This window comes from Hymenobacter monticola, from assembly GCF_022811645.1.
GTDB classification, from domain to species: Bacteria; Bacteroidota; Bacteroidia; order Cytophagales; family Hymenobacteraceae; genus Hymenobacter; species Hymenobacter monticola.
In genome coordinates, this window is sequence record NZ_CP094534.1 from 2,269,544 (window position 1) to 2,293,230 (window position 23,687).

The window sequence follows — 23,687 nt, forward strand, 5'->3', positions numbered from 1 at the left end:
AAAGCCCCGCCGGACGATTCCGGCGGGGCTTTTCTATTGGGGAGATGCGTTAAAACTCCCAGCCCAGCCACTGCTGAAACCCGCGCTGTTGCGCTGCATCGGCTATTTCCAGCGTGTCTACCGCGTAGCGCTGCCCGAAGCGGACGCCCGGGGTGGCGGCCAGCGTCACGGTCAGCAACCGGTTCTGACGGAACACGCTTACTTCATAAGCCGCTTCGTCAGTGCTTAGCAGGCTTTGCAGGTTCATATCCACGCGGCGGCCATTCACAGCCACGATTTCGTCGTCTACGGTCAGGGCCGCGGCAGCGGGAGAGTTTGGCCAAATGGCGGTGACTTCGGTGCGCTCGTTCTTTACCACCGTGCGAAAACCAAAGTGGCCCTCCGATGCCGACGCATTCTCGCCTACCAACAATTGGCAGCCCACGGTGCGTAGCACCCGGTCCAGCGTGTCCTGCAAGGGCGCGGTGCCGTAGATGAACTTATCGAAATAAGCCTGCATGTCGCGCCCGGCCACTTCATTCACAATCCGGATGTAGTCGGCCTCGGTGTAGCCGATGCCGGTTTTGCCAAACTCCTCGTACAGTCGCCGCATCACGTCGTCGAGGCTGCGGGCGTGGCCGGAAAGCTGCCGGATGGTGAGGTCCAGAATCAGAGCCACCAAGGCGCCCTTGTGGTACACCGATACCTTGCGGTCGGGCACGCCGGGCTTGTAGCCGTCGAGCCACAGGTCCATGCTGGCGTCGGCCAACGAGAGGCTGTCGCCGCCGGCATCGTCGTAGTGCTTGCGCAGCACGGTGTTCAGCTCCTCAAAATACTGGGCCGGCGTGCGCACGTGGCTGCGGGCCAGCAGGTACTCGCCATAATAAGTCGTGATGCCCTCGGCGATGAAGCAGGTGCGGAAGTAGTTCTCGCGGCTGTAGTCGTAAGGCTGCATCTCGGCTGGCCGGATGCTCTTGATGTTCCAGGTATGAAATAGCTCGTGGCAGCTCACGCCCAGCAGCTCCTTGTATAAGCCTTCGCTCATAATGAGCTCTGCTGGCCCCAGCGTAATCACCGTGGAGTTGTTGTGTTCCACGCCGTGGTAGTGTTTGTAGGGCAGAAACTGGTTTAGAAAGTGGTATTCGGCCACCGGAAAACCGCCGAACAGCTGTAGCTGTACTTCTGAGAAAGCTTTAAAATCGGTCAGAATCTGCGGCCAATTCAACTCCGCTTCCCCCTGCACCCACACGTGGAAGGGCAGCCCGCCGGCCTCGTACTCGTGGTGCACCAGTGTGGGACTGGCAATGAGGGGCGAATCGGCCAGCTGGTCGAAATTCTGCGCCGTGAGAACATTGGGACCGGTTTGGGGCAGCCCGCAGGCTATCTGCCAGTCGTCGGGAATGTCCAGTGTTAGTTCGCACGCTTCCTCCTGCCGGCCCTCGGCATACATCAGCGCCTGCACGGGGTTCAGGTACAGCTGCGACTCATCGAGCCAGGAGCCACCCGCGTCCATCTGGTGGGCGTAGAAGTTGTAGCGCACCCGCACGCTACGGCCGGCCGCGTTGGGCACTTCCCACCGGTCTTTGGTAAGCTTGCGGTAGGGGAGGGGCTGGCTGGTGGTTGCGTCTTCCACCACCACGCGCTGAATCTTTTGCGCAAAGTTCTGCAACTCGTAACGGCCCGGCCGCCACGCCGGAAGCTGCAGCTCCAGCGGCGCTTGGGCGTCGGCGGCTACATCCAGTGTCAGCTCTATCTGCAGATAAAACGTGAGGGGATTCTCGAAGGAAACGCGGTAGTGAATCATCGCCAAAACGGTGTAAAGGGCCTTAAAACTACTGCCTACGTGCTGCCTCGCGTAAAAGTGGCTGAGGCCCTTGCCTTTTCCAGACAAAGCCCGTACCTTTGCCGGCCCAACTCGAAACTCGTCTTTTTAAGATTCCTTGATATGAAACGTACCTTCCAACCTTCGAAACGTAAGCGCGTGAACAAGCACGGCTTCCGCAGCCGCATGGAAACCGCCAACGGCCGTAACGTACTGGCCCGCCGTCGCGCCAAAGGCCGCAAGCGCCTCACCGTATCCGACGAAGGCAAGCACAAGCGCTAAGCCTTAGTGCTCGGTTGTTGGTGCATGGTGCGTGGCAGTTCAAATTGAACTCATTTATGCCAAGCACTGAGCACCAAGCACCAAGCACCCGAAAACACGCTTTCCCGAAAGAGGAACACCTGTGCCGCAAAAAGCTTATTGAAGAGCTTTTTGGGAAGCAGAGTTCCTCTTTTGGCGTTTACCCCCTGCGCCTCGTCTACACCAAAACCGCGGCGCCCACCACGGCCCCGCCGCAGGTGCTCATCAGCGTGAGCAAGCGCAGCTTTAAGCGGGCCGTCGACCGCAACCGCCTCAAACGGCTCATCCGGGAGGCCTACCGGCTCAATAAATATCGATTGCTGGAGCAACCAAACGGGCATCAAGTCGCTCTGCTGGGTATTATCTTCACGGGGAAGGAAAAAAGTCCATTAGCAGTAGTGGAAAAAAAATTAATTTCCGGTATTCTTCGTTTGATGGGCACGACTATTGACGCATCCGCGCCACCGCCGGCCTCGTAGATTCGCCCAGCCGCTATCCGTTCCGTATGACTATCCGCAAAAAGCTACTCGCTGCCCTGGCCCTGAGCACGATGGGTTTGGTATCGTTCCGCGCCGCTTCCGACAACGAGCGGTACTTCGAAATCGCGAAGAACCTGGACATTTTTGCCACGCTTTTTAAGGAGGTCAATACCTATTACGTCGACGAGATTACGCCTGCCAAGCTGGTGAAAACCGGCATCGACGCCATGCTGCGCTCGCTCGACCCTTACACCAACTACATCCCGGAAGATGACATCGAGGACTTCCGCACCATGACCACCGGCCAGTACGGTGGCATCGGGGCCTCGGTGGCGAAGCGTAGCGGTAAAGCCGTGGTGACGAGCACGCTGGAAGGCTACCCGGCTCAGAAGGCCGGCCTGCTTCCCGGCGATGAAATCATCGATATCAACGGCGTGGTGGTGGATAAAAAGTCGAATTCTGATATTGGCAAGCTCCTGAAGGGGCAGGCCAATTCGACGGTGAAGCTGCTCGTGACCCGCTACGGCCAGGAAAAACCCGTGCTGATTGAAATCGCCCTGGATAAAATTCACCTGGACAACGTGCCCTACACCGGCATGATTTCCGGCGATGTGGGCTACTTCCAGCTGAGCGGCTTCACCGTGGACGCGGGCAAGGAAGTGCGCACGGCCATCACCAAGCTCAGGGAGCAGGGCGCGAAGAAAATCGTGTTCGACATCCGCGACAACCCTGGTGGCTTGCTCAACGAAGCGGTGAACATTTCCAACTTGTTCATCGACAAAGGCCTTGACGTGGTAAGCACCAAGGGCAAGGTGACGGAGTGGAACAAGACCTACAAGGCCCTCGACGTGCCGCTCGATACCCAGGTTCCCATTGCCATCATCACGAGCAACCGCTCGGCGTCGGCGTCGGAAATCGTATCGGGCGTGCTGCAGGACTACGACCGCGCCGTGCTCGTGGGCGAGCGCACCTTTGGCAAGGGCCTCGTGCAGGCCACCCGGCCGCTCAGCTACAACTCGCAGCTGAAGGTGACCACCGCCAAGTACTACATCCCGAGCGGCCGCTGCATCCAGGAAATCGACTACGCCCACCGCGCCGAGGACGGCACGCTGGGTAAATTCCCGGACTCGTTGCGCACGGCCTTCAAAACCACGGCCGGTCGCACCGTGTACGACGGCGGCGGCGTGGCCCCCGACATTGAAGTGCAGGACCGCGAAATTGCCGACATCACCCGCATCCTGCTCCAGAAAAGCTACCTCTTCGACTACGCCACCCGCTACCGCGCCGAGCACGCCACCATCGCGCCGGCCCGCCAGTTCAAGCTCTCTGATGCCGACTACCAGAAGTTTGTGGCTTACCTGCAAGGCAAGAACATCAGCTACAGCACCGATGCCGAAAAAGCCCTCACCGACCTCAGCAAGAAGGTGAAGGAGGAAAAGCACTACGACGACGTGAAACAGGAACTCGAAGCCGTGCGCAAGAAAATTACCGTAAACAAGGCCAACGACCTGCAGCGCTTCAAACCTGAAATAAAGGAGTTGCTGGAGCAGGAAATTGTGTCGCGCTACTACTTCGAGAAGGGCCGCACCGAAGCCGGCTTCGACGACGACCCCAACATCATCGCCGCCGTGGCCGTGCTGAACGACCCGAACCGCTACGCCGCCCTGCTGAAGCCCACGGGCCAGGCCGCCAGCGCCCGTAAGTCAGCCGGGACGAAGTAATTTTGAGTTGCGTTAGAATTAGAAGAGCAGGCGCTGAGAGGTGCCTGCTTTTTTTACTGGTTAATATTTGAATGGAACAAACGATACTGAAGGCAAAATCTTGGCAAGTATTTTTAGTATTAATCGCCAGCTATTTTATTTCATGGTTTATTAAGGATACTGATGCAGGCGAATTGCTGAAACTGCTCGGCTTCAGTGTCTTTTGCATCTGGCTTGCGCTCATCGGCAATACATTGAGCCGGCTTAGCCAAACACAAGAAAAGAAAAAGACAGGCTGGTTTATATTCAATATCGCGGTAACAATGGCGGCCCCACTTGTGAGCCTGATGGTATCAGACCCGGACTTTGTTGTGACACCGACGAGTTTCAGCGCAAAAGGCATATGGGTGCTGCCTACTTTTTATTTAGCTGTCGCCTACGTTCAAACTCATTGGTTCGTAGCCTCAGCAATGGTGGCGAAAGAGCGGGGGCAAAAGCCGGAGTTTAGTCAAGTATTAGGTACGGCCATCTTAATCTCTCTTTGGCCTATCGGCGTTTGGTTCGTGCAGCCACGCCTCAACCGTATTAACAACGTCATCAACGTAGATACCATTGCTGCTTCTCTCCCTTGAAACCTCCTCGCCCGTCTGCTCAGTGGCCCTACACCGCCTCGCCGACGGCTCCCTCATCGGCCAGTCGGAATTGCGACTCGATAAGTCGCACTCCACCCACCTCACGGTGCTCATCGAGCAGTTGCTGGCCAATACCGGTCACGCACTTGCCGACCTTGGCGCCGTGGCCGTGAGCGACGGTCCCGGTTCCTACACCGGCCTGCGCATTGGTGGGGCCGCGGCCAAGGGCCTGTGCTTCGCGCTCGATATTCCGCTGGTGGCCGTGAGCACGCTGCGGGCGCTGGCGGCGCAGGTGGCGGCCGTCACGGCGCGGCCCGAAACCCATCTGTACTGCCCCATGCTGGATGCCCGGCGCACGGAAGTATACGCCGCCCTCTACACCCACGAGGGGCAGGAAGTGCTGGCACCCACGCCGCTGCTGCTCGATGCCGACACGCTGGCCGAACAATTGGCCCACCGTTCCGTGTTATTCTTTGGTCACGGCGCGGCAAAGTTTCAGGCGGTGCTGGGGGCGCATTCCAACGCGGGTTTCCTGGCGGGGATTGAGCCTTCGGCCATTGCAGTGGGACAACTGGGCGTGGCAGCTTTTCACCAGCAGGAGTTTCAGGACGTGGCCTACTACGAGCCCTTCTACCTGAAAGAAGTGTACACGACTACGCCTAAAGCGAAGTAGCGCGGGCTTTGTAGTCCGCGTCCCTGCGCCCGTAGAGTCATTCACCAACAATTACGCGAACAAGAAAGTCCGCGCTACAGCATATGGAACCCCTTTTCGTCAACCGCGTCGCCAATTCCGGCCTCATTACCCTCAACTTAGAGGAGTTTATCCACCCCGGCGAGCGGGTGGTGTACGACATCAAGGACAACCTCTTCCACGGCCTGATGCTGCGCGAAAAGGACTTCCGCGAATTTGTGAAAACCCACGATTGGACGCAGTACGACGGCCAAAATGTAGCCATCATTTGCTCGGCCGACGCCATTGTGCCTACCTGGGCCTATATGCTGCTTGCCACCAAGCTGCAGGGCCACGCCCACCGTTACGTGTTCGGCGGCCTTGAGGCGCTGGAGCAGTCGCTGTTTGAGGAAGCCATTGCCGGCATCAATGCCGAGGAATACCGCGACGCCAAAGTAGTGGTGAAAGGCTGCGGCGATAAGCCCGTGCCCACCTTCGCCTACGTGGCCATCATACAAAAGCTGCTGCCCGTCACGAGTAGCATCATGTACGGCGAGCCGTGCAGTACTGTGCCACTGTATAAAAAGCCCAAGGCTGTGAGCGCCTAAAAATACGTTCGTTCCGATGGGAATTCCCGGCATTCCGATGGGGCTTCCCGTCGGCGGGAACACGCGTCGGAAGGTCGGGAAGACCTAACTAGAGGTCGGAAAGATGCATCGAAAGGTCGGGAAGACGCATCGGAGAGGCGGGAACGGGCAGCGGAAGGTCGGGAAGGCCCGTCGGAATGCCGGGAACCCCCATCAAAAGGGCGCAAGCGGGCAACGGCGGTCTGCGGGCGTACTTTTGAGCTTTCGTCGCTCATTTCATGCCCGGTACTTCGCCCGCCAGCCCTTATAGAATTACCTTCCTCACCGGCGCAGCCATCGTCATCGCCAACATGGTGGGCACGGGGGTGTTCACCAGCCTCGGCTTTCAGGTGATGGGCATCGAAAGCGGCTTTGCGCTGCTGATGCTCTGGCTTGTGGGCGGCCTCATTGCTCTTTGCGGTGCCGTGAGCTACGCCGAGTTGGCGGCGGCCATGCCCCGCTCGGGCGGCGAATACCACTACCTGAGCCAGATTTACCATCCCGCGCTGGGCTTCCTCTCGGGTTGGGTATCGGCCACGGTAGGCTTCGCGGCACCTACTGCGCTGGCCGCGCTGGCGCTCGGCGAATATGCCAAAAGTGTCTGGCCAAATCTGCAGCCCACGTGGCTGTCGGTAGCCGTGGTGCTGGTGCTAACGGCCGTCCACGGCACCAGCGCCCGCCTCGGCGGCCGCTTGCAGGTTTTTATCACGGCCCTCAAAGTGGCGGTATTGATTGCATTCATTGGCGCCGGAATGACGGTAGGGGAGGGGCAGCCCTTGAGCTTCGCGCCCGACGCCGCCGGCTGGCGCGCCCTGCTTAGCCCCGCATTTGCCGTTTCGCTGGTGTATGTGAGCTACGCCTACTCGGGCTGGAACGCGGCCGTGTACGTCACCGGCGAAATCGAAAACCCCCAGCGTAACCTCTCGCGCATCCTGCTGGCAGGTACCGCTGTCGTGCTCCTGCTGTATGTAGGACTCAATTACGTGTTCCTTCGGTCCACCCCAATAGCCGGTCTGAAAGGACAGGTCGAAGTGGGTTTTGTGGCCGCCACATCACTGTTTGGCTCGATGGGGGGCCGGCTGATGGGCGGCATTATCGCGGCGCTGCTGGTTTCCACGGTCAGTTCCATGGTGCTGGCTGGCCCGCGCATTGTGCAAACAATGGGGGAAGACATTCCCGCGCTCCGATTTCTGGCGCCAAAAAGCCGCGCCGGCATCCCCGTGCGCGCGCTGTTGTTGCAAACGGCCATCACCTTGCTGTTCATCAGCAAGCCGAGGTTCAAGGAAGTGTTGGTTTACGCCGGCTTTGTCCTGAACCTGTTTACGTTCCTCACCGTGCTTGGCCTTTTCGTTTTCCGCTGGCGCCGGCCCGATGTGACGCGCCCCTACAAAGCGTGGGGCTACCCCTTCACCCCATTGCTTTTTCTGTTTCTCAGCGGCTGGACGCTCGTGTTCATCCTGCGCGACAAACCTTGGGAGTCGCTATACGGCTTGGCCACGCTGGCTGTCGGAGCAGTGGTCTACTTTATAACGACGCGCATCAGTCGCCCGGCTGCTGAAGAAGCTCCGGTCCGCAATAGCTATTAAAGAGTTCAAAACGCTTCTCGCGTTCCAGCCAAGCTTGTCCTCTCCCTTGAGGAGTGCACCGGAAGGTAAGCCGTCAGAACGAGCAGCCGTAACTTGCGCTTTCAATCACGCTTATTAGAATGTCCCTTCGCACCGTTGCGCTTCGGCTGTTGCCGGCCACTCTGCTCTTGCTTGCTGCATGCTCTGAGTCGAACCCCAAAACCGACACCGCTTCCGCCAAGGAAGAAACCATGGCCAATACGGCCGATGCCATCGACCACAGCAAATCGGCTTCGCCCAGCGTCAGCGAAAAGCCATCCGCTACGGCCACCGCAGCCAAGCCCACCGCTGCCCCTGATACCGCCTACGCCCAGGACGTGGCCATGTTCCTCGGCGGCCTGCAGCCCAGTCAGCACAGCGACCTAAAGCAACTGGCCGCCACACCCGCCTGGCAGGCCTTCGCCAAAGACCAGGACAAAAGCTGGGATAAATACCGCGCCACCCACACCACGCGCATGACGCAGTGGGCCAACACTGAGCTCGACTCTGTGCACGCTAGCAGCCCCACCATCTTCTACCCCTTTAGCGGCCCCGATTTCCTAAACGTCGTCACGATGTTCCCCACCAGCCAAACCTACGTGCTGATGGGCCTCGAACCGGTGGGCAGTATCCCCGCCCGCGCCACGCTCGAAAACCCCAGGCTGCTGCCCGCCGTCAAAACCTCGCTTTGGTCGGTGCTCAATTTCAGCTTCTTCCGCACCAACGACATGGCCGTGGACCTGAAATCCGTCGAGCTCGACGGCGCCTTGCCGCTCATGATGCTCTTCGCCGCCCGCACCGGCAATCAAATCACCGCCATCCGGCCCGTGCAGCTCGATGCTGCAGGCCAGCTCCAGGATGCCCCCAAGGACAGCATTGCGCCCCCCGGCCTAAATCAAAAGCCAGCGTTAGTTAAAACCATTCCCGGCGTTGAGATGAAGCTGCGCGGCCCCAACGGCCAGCCCAAAACCGTCTACTACTTCTCCGCCGACCTCAGCGACTGGAAACTCACCTCCAAGAGCGCCCCACTGGAATTTGTGCGCCACCTTGGCCCCCTCACCACCTACGTGAAGTCGGCCACCTACCTCATGCACAAGTCGTACTTCAACAAAGTGCGCCGCACCGTCCTCCGTCGCAGCCGCTACATCCTGCAAGACGATTCCGGTATTGCCATGAAGTATTTCCAAAAAGGCGCGTGGCATTTCAACTACTACGGCACCTACCGCCGCCCCATCAATCTCTTCGCCAAGCAGTACCAACCCGAGCTCACCGCTGCTTACCACGACACCATCCACCCTCCCAAACAGCTTCCTTTCGGTACCGGCTACAACTGGCGTCAAACCGACTCCAACCTGCTCCTCGCCAAGCGCCTAGTCCCCTTGGCCGACTAACCCCCGTACAAAACCAGCCTCACAGGGCCGTGGTGGCAACATCACGGCCCTTCCTATTTTCTATCCTATGAAAACGCCTGCTCAATCTCGCCCCTCTCTATACTATATAATAGGAGTATCCTTTTTACTAGCGATAACGACCCTGCTCACCCTAGCCGCAGAAGGCCATCTTGCACGAACTGTAAGAGTAAGCCAGGAAATGAAGTCAACGCCGGAAGATTCTCCACTACTGGATTTCCTGCTAAAAGCCAACCCGCTATTAAAGCGCGTCGCCACCAACCCTCGATACGAGCTTCAAATCATCTATACCCAAATCAACCGCGACGCCCAGAACCGTCCCACCTTCATCCCGCATACCTACCACCTCAACTCTCGCCAGTATTTCAACCCCGCCAGCTTAGTCAAACTCCCCGTCGTCGCCCTCTCCCTCGAAAAGCTCAACGACCTCCACAATCCTGCCGTCACCCGCCGCACCATCATGGCCACCGGCACCGCCTTCCGCTGCCAAACCCCCGTTCCCTTCGCCGCCCCCGCCGACTCCGACCGCACCGCTACCGTCGGCAACTACATCAAAAGAATGCTCTTGGTAAGCGACAACATCGCCTACAATCGCCTCTACGAATTTCTTGGCCAACGTCCGCTCAATGAGCGCCTCGCCCAGCTTGGCTATCCCAACGCCCGCATTACCCGTCGCTTTGCTCCCTGCGATACCGCCGCAAACCGCCACACTAACCCCATTAGCTTCCACACCCCCCAGGGTGATACCCTCTACAAACAGCCCGCTCAATTCAACCCCGTGCCCTACAGCAGCCCGCTAGGCCGCGTCCTCAAAGGCCGCGCCCACCAAGCCGGAGGCCGCATCATCTCCGAACCCTACGATTTTACCACCGCAAATCACCTTCCGCTTCCCGACATCACTCATCTTCTCCAGAGCATCCTCTTCCCCGAATCCGTCCCCGCCGCCCAGCGCCTCCACCTAGCCGCCACCGACTATGCTTTCCTACGGCGTTACCTCCACGCTACTCCGCACGAGTCCGGCTTCCACCCCTACACATCCGCCCGCTATTTCGACGCCTACAAAAAATACCTCTACTACGGTCGCAATCCCGACCTATCCCAACAATCTACCCTCCGCATCTACAACATCGTCGGCATGTCCCACGGCTTCCTCGCCGATGTAGCCTATTTCGCCGACTCTTTGCATCAATCCGAATTTCTCCTCAGTGCTGTCCTCTACGTCAACCAAGACAACATTATTAACGACGGAGCCTACGAATACGAAACCATCGGCCAGCCCTTCCTTGCCCAGTTAGGCCATCAAATTCGGCAATACGAATCCCAACGTCCCCGTCAGCACCGCCCCAACCTCACTGAGTTCTTCGCTCCCGAAATTATCCGCTAAATTTTCTCAGAAATTTCTCAAGTTATAAGTAGCTGATTCCGAATCGTACTTAGCCTGAAAAGCCGCAATGGTACGTTCATCCAATACAAAAGTTTTGAACTGGCCCTTGCTTTCTGAAAAAGTCCCGCTACTTTTGCACTCCCAATCGCCAACCGGGTATCGGGTTTTGCCAAGCAAGCGCTTTGCAGAAAAAGTTGAAAAGGTGCGGAACTTCCCGAAAGCCGGCGTTGTCTGGACTTTTGCGGCGGCCGGGCAAAGTGCTAGAAAAATAAATTTTCCGCGCCGCTTGCTAGAGTCGAAAAAAGGGCCTTACCTTTGCACCCCGCTTCAAAAGGAGGCGGCCAGGAATTGAAAAGCGGTTCGAAGAAAAATAAAAATTTTCCTCTTTCGCTTGCCACTTCAAAACTTCTTCTTACCTTTGCACTCCCAATCGCAAGAAAGGGTTTGAAAAGAAAGAAACATCGGCCGGTAACGGCCACACTATCACGCCAACTGGGCATGGTACACGTTCTTTGAATGTTTGGAAAAGACAAATAGTAAGGGCTTCCGGCAGCAATGTCGGAAGCAGCAATTACAAGCGTAATACGAAGACATGAACTCGTCAAATACGAGTCGGATTCGCACTCGACATCAGCCCATGTTCGCATGGGTGTAGAGAAATTTTACAATGGAGAGTTTGATCCTGGCTCAGGATGAACGCTAGCGGCAGGCCTAATACATGCAAGTCGAACGGTGGTAGCAATACCATAGTGGCGCACGGGTGCGTAACGCGTAACCAACCTGCCCTTGACTGGGGGATAGCCCGCCGAAAGGCGGATTAATACCGCATAAAACAAGGTGGCGGCATCGTCTCTTTGTTAAAGATTTATTGGTCAAGGATGGGGTTGCGTGACATTAGCTAGTTGGCGGGGTAACGGCCCACCAAGGCGACGATGTCTAGGGGAGCTGAGAGGCTGGTCCCCCACACGGGCACTGAGATACGGGCCCGACTCCTACGGGAGGCAGCAGTAGGGAATATTGGGCAATGGGAGCAATCCTGACCCAGCCATGCCGCGTGCAGGATGAAGGCTTTCTGAGTCGTAAACTGCTTTTGCCAGGGAAGAATAAGGGGCATGCGTGCTCCGACGACGGTACCTGGTGAATAAGCACCGGCTAACTCCGTGCCAGCAGCCGCGGTAATACGGAGGGTGCAAGCGTTGTCCGGATTTATTGGGTTTAAAGGGTGCGTAGGCGGCTGTTTAAGTCTGGGGTGAAAGCCCGTTGCTCAACAACGGAACTGCCCTGGAAACTGGATAGCTTGAGTACAGACGAGGTTGGCGGAATGGATGCTGTAGCGGTGAAATGCATAGATAGCATCCAGAACCCCGATTGCGAAGGCAGCTGACTAGGCTGTAACTGACGCTGAGGCACGAAAGCGTGGGGAGCGAACAGGATTAGATACCCTGGTAGTCCACGCCGTAAACGATGGATACTCGCTGCCGGCGATAGAATGTCGGTGGCTTAGCGAAAGCGTTAAGTATCCCACCTGGGGAGTACGCCCGCAAGGGTGAAACTCAAAGGAATTGACGGGGGCCCGCACAAGTGGTGGAGCATGTGGTTTAATTCGATGATACGCGAGGAACCTTACCTAGGCTAGAATGCGCGTGACCGCCTCAGAGATGAGGCTTTCCTTCGGGACACAAAGCAAGGTGCTGCATGGCCGTCGTCAGCTCGTGCCGTGAGGTGTTGGGTTAAGTCCCGCAACGAGCGCAACCCCTACATTTAGTTGCCAGCGCGTCAAGGCGGGGACTCTAGATGGACTGCCTGCGCAAGCAGTGAGGAAGGCGGGGACGACGTCAGGTCATCATGGCCCTTACGCCTAGGGCTACACACGTGCTACAATGGACGGTACAGCGGGTTGCCAACCAGCGATGGTGCGCCAATCCCGAAAAGCCGTTCTCAGTTCGGATCGGAGTCTGCAACTCGACTCCGTGAAGCTGGAATCACTAGTAATCGCGTATCAGCAATGACGCGGTGAATACGTTCCCGGGCCTTGTACACACCGCCCGTCAAGCCATGAAAGTCTGGTAGACCTGAAGCCGGTGCTCCGCAACGAAGCCGGTTAGGGTAGAACAGGTAATTAGGGCTAAGTCGTAACAAGGTAGCCGTACCGGAAGGTGCGGCTGGATCACCTCCTTTCTGGAGCAGTTCGACTCGTGGGTTCGTGTAAAGTGAGACGCTTATAATGAACAACTTACCGTTGTCTTTTCCATCATTCAAATAATACTTGAATCCGAATACGGGCTTGTAGCTCAGGTGGTTAGAGCGCTACACTGATAATGTAGAGGTCCGTGGTTCGAGTCCACGCAGGCCCACTTGGTTCGCCAAGTGGTCTGAAAGGTTCAGGATTCTAAATGTATATAGACTATTGGTAATTGACCGATAGTTTACGATGTCACTAAACACCAGAGTGACGAACGTTCTTTGACGTAAGGGGTAACAAAAACGAAGCGTAGCGCACTTGCCGCTCTTAATTGAGCGGAATCAAACAAGTGTTGATTACGAAAGAGAAGTAACGAAGAGCACACGGGGGATGCCTAGGGTCTCAGAGGCGACGAAGGACGCGATAAGCTGCGATAAGGCTGGGGGAGGGGCACATACCCGTTAATCCCAGCATTTCCGAATGGGGCAACCCCTCACATGGAAGATGTGAGAACTGATGAGCTTGACTCACAGTGGCAAACGCAGGGAACTGAAACATCTAAGTACCTGCAGGAAAAGAAAATAACAATGATTCCCCAAGTAGTGGCGAGCGAACGGGGAGGAGCCCAAACCGGGTTGGTTACGGCCAGTCCGGGGTTGTAGGACCACGACATGTGATTGAATCCAGTTAGCTGAACTGCTTGGGAAAGCGGGCCATAGACGGTGAGAGCCCGGTAAGCGACAATTGTGATTCACGCTAGTGGTATCCTGAGTAGGGCGGGGCCGGAGAAACCCCGTCTGAAGCGAGCGGCACCATCCGCTAAGGCTACATACTCCTGAGACACCGATAGTGAACGAGTACCGTGAGGGAAAGGTGAAAAGAACCGGGAATACCGGAGTGAAAAGAACCTGAAACCGTGTGCTTACAAGCAGTCAGAGGGAGTTCGTCTCCTGATGGCGTGCCTTTTGCATAATGAGCCTACGAGTTACTCCTCTCTGGCAAGGTTAAGCGTTTGTAAACGCGGAGCCGCAGCGAAAGCGAGTCTGAACAGGGCGCGCAGTCAGAGGGGGTAGACGCGAAACTTTGTGAGCTACCCATGCGCAGGTTGAAGGTGCCGTAACAGGCACTGGAGGACCGAACCAGTTTCCGTTGAAAAGGATTTGGATGACGTGTGGGTAGGGGTGAAAGGCCAATCAAACTGAGAAATAGCTCGTACTCCCCGAAATGTATTGAGGTACAGCGTCGGCGTCGAGGTCGTTGGAGGTAGAGCTACCAATAGGACTAGGGGGTGTCAGAGCCTACCGAATCCTGATGAACTCCGAATGCCAACGGCTATAGCCGGCAGTGAGGCCTGGGGTGCTAAGGTCCCCGGCCGAGAGGGAAAGAACCCAGACCAACAGCTAAGGTCCCTAAATCTAGATTAAGTTGAACAAAGGAGGTCCAGTTGCTTTGACAGCCAGGAGGTTGGCTTGGAAGCAGCCATTCCTTTAAAGAGTGCGTAACAGCTCACTGGTCGAGCGACCGGGCATCGATAATACGCGGGCATCAAATCTAGTACCGAAGCTTTGGATGTAGTCTGCAAGATGACTACGTGGTAGGGGAGCATTCTCCTTGCGGTGAAGCCGTCTCGTCAGGGATGGTGGAGCGTGGAGAAACGCATATGTAGGCATGAGTAACGATAATGCGGGTGCGAAACCCGCACGCCGATAGACTAAGGTTTCCAGCTCAACGCTAATCGGAGCTGGGTTAGTCGGGACCTAAGGGGCAGCCGAAAGGTGAACTCGATGGACAGCAGGTTAATATTCCTGTACTGATGATGGCAAGTGATGCAGTGACGCAGAAGTGAAAGCACCGCGGGCGGACGGAAGTGCCCGTTAAAGACCGTAGGTAGTGGGACCGTAGTTAAGTACGCGGACCTAGCCGAAAGTTGACAGTACCGCACGGCCTTCGGGCCACGCGGATAGTGTGCCTAATCCGACTGCCAAGAAAACCTGCTAAGCGTTTTAACGTCATTATCACCCGTACCGCAAACCGACACAGGTAGTCAAGGAGAGCATCCTGAGGCGCTCGAGTGAATCACGGCCAAGGAACTCGGCAAAATGGACCTGTAACTTCGGGAGAAGGGTCGCTTCCTGGTAGCAATACCAGAAGCCGCAGTGAAAAGGCCCAGGCGACTGTTTAACAAAAACACATGGCTTTGCTAACGCGCAAGCGGACGTATAAGGCCTGACACCTGCCCGGTGCCGGAAGGTTAAGAGGGGAGCTTAGTCGCAAGGCGAAGGCTTGAATCGAAGCCCCGGTAAACGGCGGCCGTAACTATAACGGTCCTAAGGTAGCGAAATTCCTTGTCGGGTAAGTTCCGACCTGCACGAATGGTGTAACGATCTGGGCGCTGTCTCAGCCGTGAGCTCGGTGAAATTGTAGTCTCGGTGAAGATGCCGAGTACCCGCCACGGGACGGAAAGACCCCGTGCACCTTTACTATAGGTTGCCATTGGTGGTGGGTTCAGTATGTGTAGCATAGGCGGGAGGCGCTGAGCCGGGGACGCTAGTTCTCGGGGAGCCGACGTTGAAATACCGCCCTTACTGTGCCTGCTGCCTAATCCCGGACGCCGGGAGACAGTGGCTGCTGGGTAGTTTGACTGGGGTGGTCGCCTCCAAAAGAGTATCGGAGGCTTTCAAAGGTCCGCTCAGTCCGCTTGGTAACCGGACGCAGAGCGCAATAGCAGAAGCGGGCTTGACTGTGAGGCCGACCAGCCGAGCAGGGTCGAAAGACGGATATAGTGATCCGGTGGTTCCGCATGGAAGGGCCATCGCTCAAAGGATAAAAGGTACGCCGGGGATAACAGGCTGATCTCCCCCAAGAGCTCATATCGACGGGGAGGTTTGGCACCTCGATGTCGGCTCGTCACGTCCTGGGGCTGGAGAAGGTCCCAAGGGTTCGGCTGTTCGCCGATTAAAGTGGCACGCGAGCTGGGTTCAGAACGTCGTGAGACAGTTCGGTCCCTATCTGTGGTGGGCGTTGGAAATTTGACAGGACCTGTCCTTAGTACGAGAGGACCGGGATGGACCAGCCGCTGGTGCGCCGGTTGTACCGCCAGGTGCAGCGCCGGGTAGCTACGCTGGGACGAGATAAGCGCTGAAAGCATCTAAGTGCGAAACTCCCCTGGAGATGAGATTTCCCAATGGAAGGACCGTCGGAGATGACGACGTGGATAGGCGGCAGGTGAAACACCAGAAATGGAATAGCTGAGCCGTACTAAGGGTCCGAGGGCTTCTCTACTATGTCGTCAAGTGCGCGCCCAGCGCTTCGTTTTTGTCCCCTTGCGTCGAGTTATTGAGTTGTTGCACGAACACGCAACAGCCCGCCAGCAATGGTGGCTTTAGCCCGGGTGTTCACCTCTTCCCATTCCGAACAGAGCCGTTAAGCCCCGGTGCGCCCATGGTACTGCCTTCACCGGTGGGAGAGTCGGTCGCCGCCAATCTTATCAACAGGAAACCCCTCCTCGAACGCTTTCATCAGCGAACCAGGAGGGGTTTTGCTTTTATGCCCCACTTGGCTGATAGTTTCATAAGAAATTGACCGATGTGGGCATAAGGATAGTTTTACATAGTATTGAGGGGTGAAATCGGTAATTTTGATAGTGAATAATTAACCGTAATAGTTGTGCAAGTATCACCGGCACGTTATAGCCGAAGTATTGATTGGATTACAGTGCTGCTTTATGCATTACTGGTGGGCTTGGGTTGGGTCTGTATTTATGCCTCTAGTTATTCGCCGGACGCACCTGCAAATCCGTTGGCCAGCTTGAGTTTTGACAAGCTGATGGCGTTTAACTGGTTTAAGCAGTTGTTGTGGATTGCAACTGCGGCGGTGCTGGTGGTGATATTGCTTGTAATAGATTATAAAGCTTATGACACGCTAGCTTATGCCTTGTATGGGGGCATGATTTTACTTCTGCTTGTGACAATGTTGGTGGCGCGGCCAATTGCGGGCTCGCGCTCGTGGTTGGAACTGGGACCGGTGCGGTTGCAACCGGCGGAATTTGCCAAGTTTACCACAGCGCTGGCGGCCTCTCGGTTTATGTCGAGTATAAACTTACGCTACCAAGATTGGCGCGACCAGCTGGTACTGGCAGGTATTACCCTGCTGCCGCCCTTGCTAATTGTAGCGTCGAATGAATCGGGGCAGGCTTTGGTGTTTGGAGCTTTGCTGCTGGCTTATTTTAGGGAGGGGATGTCGCCGCTAATACTTTTGCTGCTGGCAGCGGCGGGAATTATACTGCTGTCGGCGCTTCTGGTGCCGAAAGTTTGGCTGGTAGCAGCGGCCACTCTCTTCTTGCTGGCAGTTTTGGGGTTGAACCGGCGGGTGCTAAGGCATCATTTGCCGCTGGCTTTGGGTGTTTGGGTCGTAGTGATTGGCATGGTGGTGGGAATGGATTTCTTTTATAACAAAGTGCTGCAGCCGCACCAGCGGCAGCGCATTGAGATATTGATTAATCCCTCGGCGGACCCACTCGGCAAAGGTTGGAATGTGACACAGAGCAAAATTGCCATTGGGTCGGGGGGACTTGCTGGCAAGGGGTTTTTGCAAGGCACTCAAACCAAGTTTGATTTCGTGCCGGAGCAGAGCACTGATTTTATTTTTTGCACCGTGGGTGAGGAATTTGGATGGTTGGGCAGCCTCGTGGTTCTCGCGCTGTACCTAACACTGCTTTGGCGCATTATTTACGTGGCAGAACGCCAGAAATCGGTGTTTGGGCGCACTTACGGGTATTGTGTGGCCAGTGTGCTCTTTTTCCACGTGACGGTGAATGTGGGCATGACCATTGGGCTTGCGCCCGTGGTGGGCATTCCATTGCCTTTCTTTAGCTATGGCGGGTCATCGTTGTGGTCGTTTACAATCCTGCTGTTCAGCTTGCTGGCAATTGATGCCTATCGAAAGCAGGACTTGGTGCGCTGAGAAATCAGGTAATTGCTGAGACCTAGCGACCAGTCAAGCGTCGCCAATGCGTGAAACATAGCGCGAGGAGCACGCAGAATGCAGGGGCAAAGAGGTAGCCCATGCGGCCAAGGTCGCCGGAAAGGAGCATATGAACTGCTACTACGGCAGCGAGGCCCATTTCAGGGGGGCCAAAGCGGGCAAAAATGGACGGTTGCGCGACGCCGTGCCTTGGATGTTGAAGCCACAAGGCGAAGGCCGGAACCAGCGTGAAAAAGCCGAAAATGCTCAGCAGTTCGCCTATGCCTTTGGGAGAGGCGGCACGTCGGACGGAGTAGGCGAGGTTTTCAAAATGCTCAAATGCGTTGGAAACGGCTTGGCTAGTGGTGGCCCCTGTCTGGGCATCGACCCAATTATGCACGGCAAGAAGCGCTGCCGAGCCGGCCAGCAGGGCCAATAGCTGCTTAAACCACGGCAGGGAGGGGCGGCCGAACCAGAACAACCAAGGCACCAAAAAAACGAATGACTCTTTGGCCAGAGGCCCGAAGAGCAAGGCTAACGTCAAAGCCCATCCGCCACGGGAACCGCGCCGGATGGCATAATAACTCAGGCTCACGACGAGCAAATACAAACTATCGGTTAGGGGCAAGCCCGCCCCGTACACGGCCCAGCGGCTGGTGAGCAATGCCAGCATGGCGAGCGTGGCGGCTTCGGGCGAAGCGCCTGAGAGGCGGGCTGCATTAAACCAGCAAGCTGCAGCGGCCGCTAGCAGTAGGCAGTTGACCAAATAAAAAGCGAAGCGCAGGGGCCACAAACCGGCGGGGCGCTGGGGCCAGACCCAGGCGTAGAGTTTGGCTACGGGTGCGGCTACTGCGGCGGCAGCGGCGGGCACGAGCACGCGGTAGCGGTGCGTGACGCGTACGCTATCGAAACGACCAGCGGCCATGCGCAGGTAGCTGCGCGTGTCGGAGGAGTGCGAAAAGTCATAGTGCACATACATCGGGTAGGCCAGGTTGGCCAAGGCAGCCAACGCCAGCAACCACGGCAACAGCCACCGGCGCAGCCGAGCATTTCTATGAAGGACCATCCGATGAGCGCACAATCTAGGCAAACTTGCGCTCGATGAGCTTCAGCAGTTTGTTGACGTGTTCTTCTTTGCGGCCCCACTCATAGCGCTGGGATAAGTCGCCGGTAACATAAGCGCGGGCTTGTTCGGCGGAGGGCAGGGAGTCGAGGTGCTGAATGGCGGCGTGGTAGTCCATGTTTTCGCCGTTGAACAGCTCGTTGATGAAACTGAAGCGCTGATTGATGGAAATGGCCTCGCGCAGGGTTTCAACTTTGGGACCGCCGCGCTCAGCCAGGGAGGGCGTGGAGGCATTGGGGCGGAGCGTTTCGGCCAATGGTGCGGCGGCGGGCTGCACTGCCCGCAGCTTTTCGTGAAGCGGCACGCTGGCGCTATCGGTGTTGGGCAACGGACGCGACGGAGGAGCCGGCGCGGCAACTGGTGCGGGCGCAGGGGCCGAAGGAGCCACAAAGGTGGGCGGCGTCACGGCCACTGGTTCGACGGGAGCAGGCGCGACCGGGGGCGTGGGCGGAGCTGCGGCCGGCTGAGGGGTTGCCGGCGCGGCTACCGGGCCGTCTTCCAACAAGTCGGCCGTGGTGAGGGGAAGCAGCGCGCTGAGCTCGTCAACGAGGCGCTGCATGGGCTGATGGGCTTTGTAATTGGCTGCGTGGTAGAGTTCGAAGCGATGCGTGAGGAAATCGCGGCTGAGGTCTTGGCTATCGGGCAGGCTGTCGACAAAGCCCTGATAAAACGACTTATCCACGTCAATGTAACGCAGGTTTTCGCGCAAGCCGGCCAAGTTGGGCTGCTCGGCGGTGCCCAGTAGCAGCCGTTGAAAGCTGCCGATGGGGTCGGCCACTAGGCCAAGGGTATCGGCGATGGCTTGGGCGAGCAGGGGCTCGTAGGCGGCGCGGCTGAGGCTGATATGCCGCGAGAGCACGTTCATGAACTGCGTAAGGGCCGCCTGCACGGGGGCCGCTTCGAAATCGAAGTAAGGGCTGCGCAGGCGAGCGGTTTCCGCTTGCCACCGGCCCAGCAACTGGTGCACCACCAGCAAGTTGAGCTGCCGCACCGGGGTGAATTTGAGCACCGCCGCACCGTCGAGAGCAGGCGCAGCGTTGGCCGTAAAGTATTGGTCGCAGAGCCGGGCGGCCAAGCGGCGGCCGTATTGGGCGCACTTGGCGAGGCTATATTTGTCGTTCATAAAAAGGCCGGGTTTCAATGGCCGAAGTTAGGCACAAATGCCCCTGTTGACGATTGAAAACTTGCTTGGGGCGCGCGTTGAGGTGGCGCCCGGCGCCACCCTGCTGGCGGCCCTGCAAGCCGCGGGGCACGACTGGATGCATGCCTGCGGTGCCAAAGGCCGCTGCACCACCTGCCGCCTGCAGGTGCGCGCCGGACTCGAAAACCTGACGCCGCCCACCGACGCCGAACTGCGCTACCGTGCCGCCGGCCGCCTGCTGCCCCAGGAGCGGCTCACCTGCCAAGCCCGCCTGCCGACCGGCGCGGTATCGGGCCGTGTGCCCGAGGCCACCCAACTGCCGCACATGCGGTACGGCGACTTAGACCAATAGCCTGTCAAGCCGCAGCCGGCTTTTTCAACGGACAAAAAGAACCCACGCGTGCAAGCGCCTGAAAGCGAGTCGCGGGCCTTAAAAGAATTGGTTTTGGGCTTGAGGCAAGCCGGCGCCGGCCGTACTTTAGAGGTTCCGTACGGGGAATGTTGCCCCATTTGCTCACTTGTTTTTCTCCGCCTGTGTTTATTGAACCCCGCGTTGGCAACCGCCACAATGCCCCCCGCCGGGGCTGGATTGAAGTGGTGTGCGGCTCCATGTTTTCGGGCAAAACCGAAGAGCTGATTCGCCGCCTCACCCGCGCCCGCATTGCGCGGCAGCAGGTCGAAATTTTCAAGCCCGCCCTCGACACGCGCTATCACGCCGAAGACGTGGTGAGCCACAACGCCGCGCGCATCCGCTCCACGCCGGTGGCCGTGCCGTCGGAAATCCTGCTGCTGGCCGCCGGCTCCGATGTGGTGGGCATCGACGAAGGCCAGTTCTTTGACGATTCGCTGGTGGACGTGTGCGAGCAGCTGGCCAACAACGGTACCCGCGTTATTGTGGCCGGGCTCGACATGGACTACCTTGGCCGGCCCTTTGGCCCCATGCCGGCGCTGCTGGCCACGGCCGAGTTTGTGACCAAGGTGCACGCCGTGTGCGTGTGTTGCGGCGAAATTGCCTCGTATTCCTACCGCATTGCGGCCAGCGAAAGCCAGGTGCTGCTCGGCGAAACCGATTCGTACGAAGCACGCTGCCGGCCCTGCTTCCTGGGCGGCATGCAGGTGGGGCGGCCGGCGCCGGAAGCGCGGTCCACGGCCGCGCACTAAATTGGCAGGGCGGGCGTTGGCATTGGCAGAACCGGCCCCCGGCTTCGCATTCTTCATTCGAATTTTGCTGCGCGTATGACCCATCTTTTCCGTTGTTTGCTCGGCTTGGCCGGGCTGCTGCTGCTGGCCGGCCAGGGGCATACCCAAGGCGTGGGCTACGGCGACTGGCAGTTGCACCTGCCCACCAACCGTCCGCTGAAATTGGCAGATGCGGGTGACCGGGTCTACGTAGCAAATGAAGCGCGGGCGTTTTATTTCCTGGACAAAAACCAGAATACCACCCAGGTACTATCGCGCCGCGACGGCCTGAACGCGGCCGGTGTGTCGGCCGTGGCGTATGACTCGGTGACGCGGCAAACCGTGTTGGCGTACAACGACACCAACATCGATGTGATACAGCCCAACGGCAAGGTGCGCAACATCGGCGACGTGTACCGGAAGGTGTCGCAGGGCGTGATACAGGCCGGGGATAATCCCATCAACCGGGTCTCAATGGGCGGGGGCAAGGCGTACGTGAGTACCAAGTTCGGCTTGGTGGCTATCGACCTGAATAAGTTGGAAATCAGCGACACGTATACCAACATCGGGCCCAGAGGTGCCAGGGTCATCGTCTACGATGCGGCCGTGGCCGACGGGTATTTGTTCGCGGCTACCTCGGCAGGCATTTTGCGCGGCTCGCTGGTGCAAAACCTACTGGACTACAGCAAATGGACGCTCTACCAGCCGGTGCCGGCACTTACGCAGCAGGTGGTGTACCGCTTTCTGGCGGTGGATAACGGGCAGGTGTACGCGGCCATCGAGGCTGGAGGCAACAGCAACGCCGTGTACCGGTTTGTGGCCGGCAGTAGCACGCCCTGGCAGCAGGTGCCGGGCTCCAACGTGCCCTATTTCCGCAGCCTGCGGGGCAGCGGGGCGGGCTTGCTCGTCATCGACGATAGTTACGGGGTGCGGCGACTGAACCGAAGCACGGGCGCGCTTACCATCGTGGTGCCGCCCATGCCGGGTACCAATACGGAGGACGCGGTGCGCGCGCGCGATGGCTACTATTACGTGGCCAATTACGATAAGGGGTTGATGCGGGTAGCGCCCGGCGCGGGCCAGACTCCGGAATACTTCGTAGCCAACGGCCCAGAAGGTGCCGCTTCGTTTAGCATTTTGGCCGATGCGCGCTCCAATAAGGTGGACGTGTTTTCGGGCGCTTACGAGGAACGGTATGGTCCGAGGGGGGCGGGGCAAGGTTTTTATGAATTTTTCAACGGCCAGTGGACCAACATCACGAAGCAAACCCAGCCCAGCGCGGCTTATCCCAACCCGGTGCGGCCCGTGCGGGGCGCGCGCACGCCCGACGGCACGCTGTACATTGGGCACTTCGGAGGCGGATTGCTTGAATGGAAAGGCCCGGGCGACTTTCGGCTTTTCACGCCGAACTCGCCGCCCGGCACCCCGCTGCTGAGCACCACCGGTGGCGGCCCAAGCCGGATAGACGTAACCGACCTGGCCGCTACGCCCGAAGGCAAGGTGTGGGTGGTGAACCGGCACATGCAGCCCGGCAACTCCGGCTTGTTTTTATTTGACCCTGCCGCCACCACTTGGCAGACGGTTCCGTTTTATTTAGGCCTCGACGCCTTAGAACGCATCACACTTGATGACACCGGCAACCCGTGGGTTTCGGTATCGCGCAAGACGGATGCCAGCAGCGTGGGCGGCCCGGCCATTGGCCTCTACGCCATCGACGCGACCGGGGCCAACCTGCCGCGTCTGTTCAACACGTCTTCCGGCTTGCCCGACAACCAGATTTACGAGCTGGCTAAGGACCGGCGCGGCTACATCTGGGCGGCCACCATCAAGGGCGTGGCTTACTTCCGCGAGCCGGAAGGACCGTTTGCCACCACAGCGGGATTCACGCAGCCCTTCGTGACCCGGGGCGAAGGCACGGGCTTCAATACGTTGTACAGCGAAGCCGTGCGCTGCATGGCCGTGGACGGGGCCGACCGCAAGTGGTTTGGCACCGACCGGGGCCTGTGGCTGTTCAGCCGCGATGCCGACGAGGCCTTGCTGCACTTCACCATGGCCAACAGTCCGCTGCCGTCCGACCGCATCGTGGACGTGAAGGTGAACGACAAAACCGGCGACGTGTGGGTGGCCACCGACGCCGGCGTGGTGACTTACCGCGGCTCGGCTACCGTCACGGAGGGCAAGCCCGACTGCACAGCAGTGTTTCCCAACCCCGTGCGGCCCGATTTCGCTGGCACCGTGGGCATCACCGGCCTGGCCAACAATGCGCTGGTGAAAATCACTGACGTGGCCGGCCACTTGGTGTACGCCACCACCGCCACCGGCGGCACCGTGACCTGGAACCTGACCAACCCCAACGGCGAGCGGGTGCGCTCCGGCGTATACATGGTGCTCTCGAGCGACGCCGACGGCAAAAATGGCTGCGTAAGTAAAGTGGCCGTACTTAGCAAATGAGGAGTGAAGAATGAGGAATGAAGAATTGCTGTTTGGGTAATTCT

At 58.2% G+C, this 23,687-nt stretch carries 16 protein-coding genes, 1 tRNA gene and 3 rRNA genes; 17 read left to right on the forward strand and 3 right to left on the reverse strand.

Going from position 1 to position 23,687, the window contains the following annotated elements; all coding sequences use genetic code 11:
- Nucleotides 1-49 precede the first annotated feature (49 nt).
- Nucleotides 50-1,783 (reverse strand): M61 family metallopeptidase, encoded by a 1,734-nt coding sequence (locus MTP16_RS09435; protein ID WP_243518804.1) that lies wholly within the window; start codon nt 1,781-1,783, stop codon nt 50-52.
- A 141-nt stretch (nt 1,784-1,924) separates the two neighbouring features.
- Between MTP16_RS09435 and rpmH the strand changes: the two genes are divergently transcribed.
- From rpmH to rodA, 14 genes are all read left to right on the forward strand, one after another.
- Nucleotides 1,925-2,083, forward strand: coding sequence for a 50S ribosomal protein L34 (gene rpmH / locus MTP16_RS09440; RefSeq protein WP_190928465.1), 159 nt, complete (start codon nt 1,925-1,927; stop codon nt 2,081-2,083).
- Between the two features lie 56 nt (nt 2,084-2,139).
- Nucleotides 2,140-2,580 carry a ribonuclease P protein component gene (locus MTP16_RS09445; protein ID WP_243518806.1) on the forward strand — a complete coding sequence of 147 codons (441 nt, stop codon included), beginning with the start codon at nt 2,140-2,142 and terminating at the stop codon, nt 2,578-2,580.
- A gap of 26 nt (nt 2,581-2,606) precedes the next feature.
- The gene (locus MTP16_RS09450; RefSeq protein ID WP_243518809.1) at nt 2,607-4,301 is read left to right on the forward strand and encodes a S41 family peptidase; all 1,695 of its coding nucleotides are present in this window, start codon (nt 2,607-2,609) and stop codon (nt 4,299-4,301) included.
- 71 nt (nt 4,302-4,372) lie between these two features.
- Nucleotides 4,373-4,912, forward strand: coding sequence for a hypothetical protein (locus MTP16_RS09455; RefSeq protein ID WP_243518812.1), 540 nt, complete (start codon nt 4,373-4,375; stop codon nt 4,910-4,912).
- Nucleotides 4,893-5,585 carry a tRNA (adenosine(37)-N6)-threonylcarbamoyltransferase complex dimerization subunit type 1 TsaB gene (tsaB, locus tag MTP16_RS09460; protein ID WP_317244099.1) on the forward strand — a complete coding sequence of 231 codons (693 nt, stop codon included), beginning with the start codon at nt 4,893-4,895 and terminating at the stop codon, nt 5,583-5,585. Before MTP16_RS09455 ends, tsaB begins: the two co-directional genes overlap by 20 nt.
- An 83-nt stretch (nt 5,586-5,668) precedes the next feature.
- Nucleotides 5,669-6,190 carry a DUF2480 family protein gene (locus MTP16_RS09465; protein WP_243518814.1) on the forward strand — a complete coding sequence of 174 codons (522 nt, stop codon included), beginning with the start codon at nt 5,669-5,671 and terminating at the stop codon, nt 6,188-6,190.
- 257 nt (nt 6,191-6,447) lie between these two features.
- Nucleotides 6,448-7,794 (forward strand): APC family permease, encoded by a 1,347-nt coding sequence (locus MTP16_RS09470; protein WP_243518817.1) that lies wholly within the window; start codon nt 6,448-6,450, stop codon nt 7,792-7,794.
- A gap of 119 nt (nt 7,795-7,913) precedes the next feature.
- Complete coding sequence (locus tag MTP16_RS09475) at nt 7,914-9,203, forward strand: hypothetical protein (RefSeq protein WP_243518820.1); 1,290 nt, start codon at nt 7,914-7,916, stop codon at nt 9,201-9,203.
- A 67-nt stretch (nt 9,204-9,270) separates the two neighbouring features.
- Nucleotides 9,271-10,605, forward strand: a complete 1,335-nt coding sequence (locus MTP16_RS09480) for a serine hydrolase (protein ID WP_243518822.1) — start codon at nt 9,271-9,273, stop codon at nt 10,603-10,605.
- 664 nt (nt 10,606-11,269) lie between these two features.
- Nucleotides 11,270-12,783 (forward strand): 16S ribosomal RNA (locus MTP16_RS09485).
- 102 nt (nt 12,784-12,885) lie between these two features.
- Nucleotides 12,886-12,959 (forward strand) — tRNA-Ile (locus tag MTP16_RS09490).
- 191 nt (nt 12,960-13,150) lie between these two features.
- A 23S ribosomal RNA gene (locus MTP16_RS09495) occupies nt 13,151-16,069 on the forward strand.
- Between the two features lie 90 nt (nt 16,070-16,159).
- Nucleotides 16,160-16,271 (forward strand): 5S ribosomal RNA (rrf, locus tag MTP16_RS09500).
- Together the 16S, 23S and 5S rRNA genes with 1 tRNA gene alongside form the textbook arrangement of a ribosomal RNA operon.
- A gap of 182 nt (nt 16,272-16,453) precedes the next feature.
- Nucleotides 16,454-17,749, forward strand: a complete 1,296-nt coding sequence (gene rodA / locus MTP16_RS09505; protein ID WP_243518825.1) for a rod shape-determining protein RodA — start codon at nt 16,454-16,456, stop codon at nt 17,747-17,749.
- A 22-nt stretch (nt 17,750-17,771) separates the two neighbouring features.
- On the opposite strand, the gene MTP16_RS09510 is transcribed toward rodA, so the two are convergent.
- Both MTP16_RS09510 and MTP16_RS09515 read right to left on the reverse strand, forming a co-directional pair.
- On the reverse strand, nt 17,772-18,749 hold the full coding sequence (locus MTP16_RS09510) for a hypothetical protein (RefSeq protein ID WP_243518828.1): 978 nt from the start codon (nt 18,747-18,749) through the stop codon (nt 17,772-17,774).
- Between the two features lie 82 nt (nt 18,750-18,831).
- Nucleotides 18,832-19,995 carry a hypothetical protein gene (locus tag MTP16_RS09515; RefSeq protein ID WP_243518831.1) on the reverse strand — a complete coding sequence of 388 codons (1,164 nt, stop codon included), beginning with the start codon at nt 19,993-19,995 and terminating at the stop codon, nt 18,832-18,834.
- Between the two features lie 37 nt (nt 19,996-20,032).
- On the opposite strand from MTP16_RS09515, the gene MTP16_RS09520 reads away from it, so the two are divergent.
- The 3 genes from MTP16_RS09520 to porZ all read left to right on the forward strand — a co-directional run bounded on the left by MTP16_RS09520 (nt 20,033) and on the right by porZ (nt 23,643).
- The gene (locus tag MTP16_RS09520) at nt 20,033-20,365 is read left to right on the forward strand and encodes a 2Fe-2S iron-sulfur cluster-binding protein (protein WP_243518834.1); all 333 of its coding nucleotides are present in this window, start codon (nt 20,033-20,035) and stop codon (nt 20,363-20,365) included.
- A gap of 182 nt (nt 20,366-20,547) precedes the next feature.
- Complete coding sequence (locus tag MTP16_RS09525; RefSeq protein WP_243518837.1) at nt 20,548-21,174, forward strand: thymidine kinase; 627 nt, start codon at nt 20,548-20,550, stop codon at nt 21,172-21,174.
- A gap of 75 nt (nt 21,175-21,249) precedes the next feature.
- Nucleotides 21,250-23,643, forward strand: a complete 2,394-nt coding sequence (gene porZ / locus MTP16_RS09530; RefSeq protein ID WP_243518840.1) for a type IX secretion system anionic LPS delivery protein PorZ — start codon at nt 21,250-21,252, stop codon at nt 23,641-23,643.
- Nucleotides 23,644-23,687 lie beyond the last annotated feature (44 nt).

What these genes read in the sequence shown, in the direction of transcription:
- MTP16_RS09435 (WP_243518804.1), bottom strand. Translation starts at nt 1,783, where the DNA reads ATGATTCACTACCGCGTTTCCTTCGAGAATCCCCTCACGTTTTATCTG.
- rpmH (WP_190928465.1), top strand. Translation starts at nt 1,925, where the DNA reads ATGAAACGTACCTTCCAACCTTCGAAACGTAAGCGCGTGAACAAGCAC.
- MTP16_RS09445 (WP_243518806.1), top strand. Translation starts at nt 2,140, where the DNA reads ATGCCAAGCACTGAGCACCAAGCACCAAGCACCCGAAAACACGCTTTC.
- MTP16_RS09450 (WP_243518809.1), top strand. Translation starts at nt 2,607, where the DNA reads ATGACTATCCGCAAAAAGCTACTCGCTGCCCTGGCCCTGAGCACGATG.
- MTP16_RS09455 (WP_243518812.1), top strand. Translation starts at nt 4,373, where the DNA reads ATGGAACAAACGATACTGAAGGCAAAATCTTGGCAAGTATTTTTAGTA.
- MTP16_RS09465 (WP_243518814.1), top strand. Translation starts at nt 5,669, where the DNA reads ATGGAACCCCTTTTCGTCAACCGCGTCGCCAATTCCGGCCTCATTACC.
- MTP16_RS09470 (WP_243518817.1), top strand. Translation starts at nt 6,448, where the DNA reads ATGCCCGGTACTTCGCCCGCCAGCCCTTATAGAATTACCTTCCTCACC.
- MTP16_RS09475 (WP_243518820.1), top strand. Translation starts at nt 7,914, where the DNA reads ATGTCCCTTCGCACCGTTGCGCTTCGGCTGTTGCCGGCCACTCTGCTC.
- MTP16_RS09480 (WP_243518822.1), top strand. Translation starts at nt 9,271, where the DNA reads ATGAAAACGCCTGCTCAATCTCGCCCCTCTCTATACTATATAATAGGA.
- MTP16_RS09515 (WP_243518831.1), bottom strand. Translation starts at nt 19,995, where the DNA reads ATGAACGACAAATATAGCCTCGCCAAGTGCGCCCAATACGGCCGCCGC.
- MTP16_RS09520 (WP_243518834.1), top strand. Translation starts at nt 20,033, where the DNA reads ATGCCCCTGTTGACGATTGAAAACTTGCTTGGGGCGCGCGTTGAGGTG.
- porZ (WP_243518840.1), top strand. Translation starts at nt 21,250, where the DNA reads ATGACCCATCTTTTCCGTTGTTTGCTCGGCTTGGCCGGGCTGCTGCTG.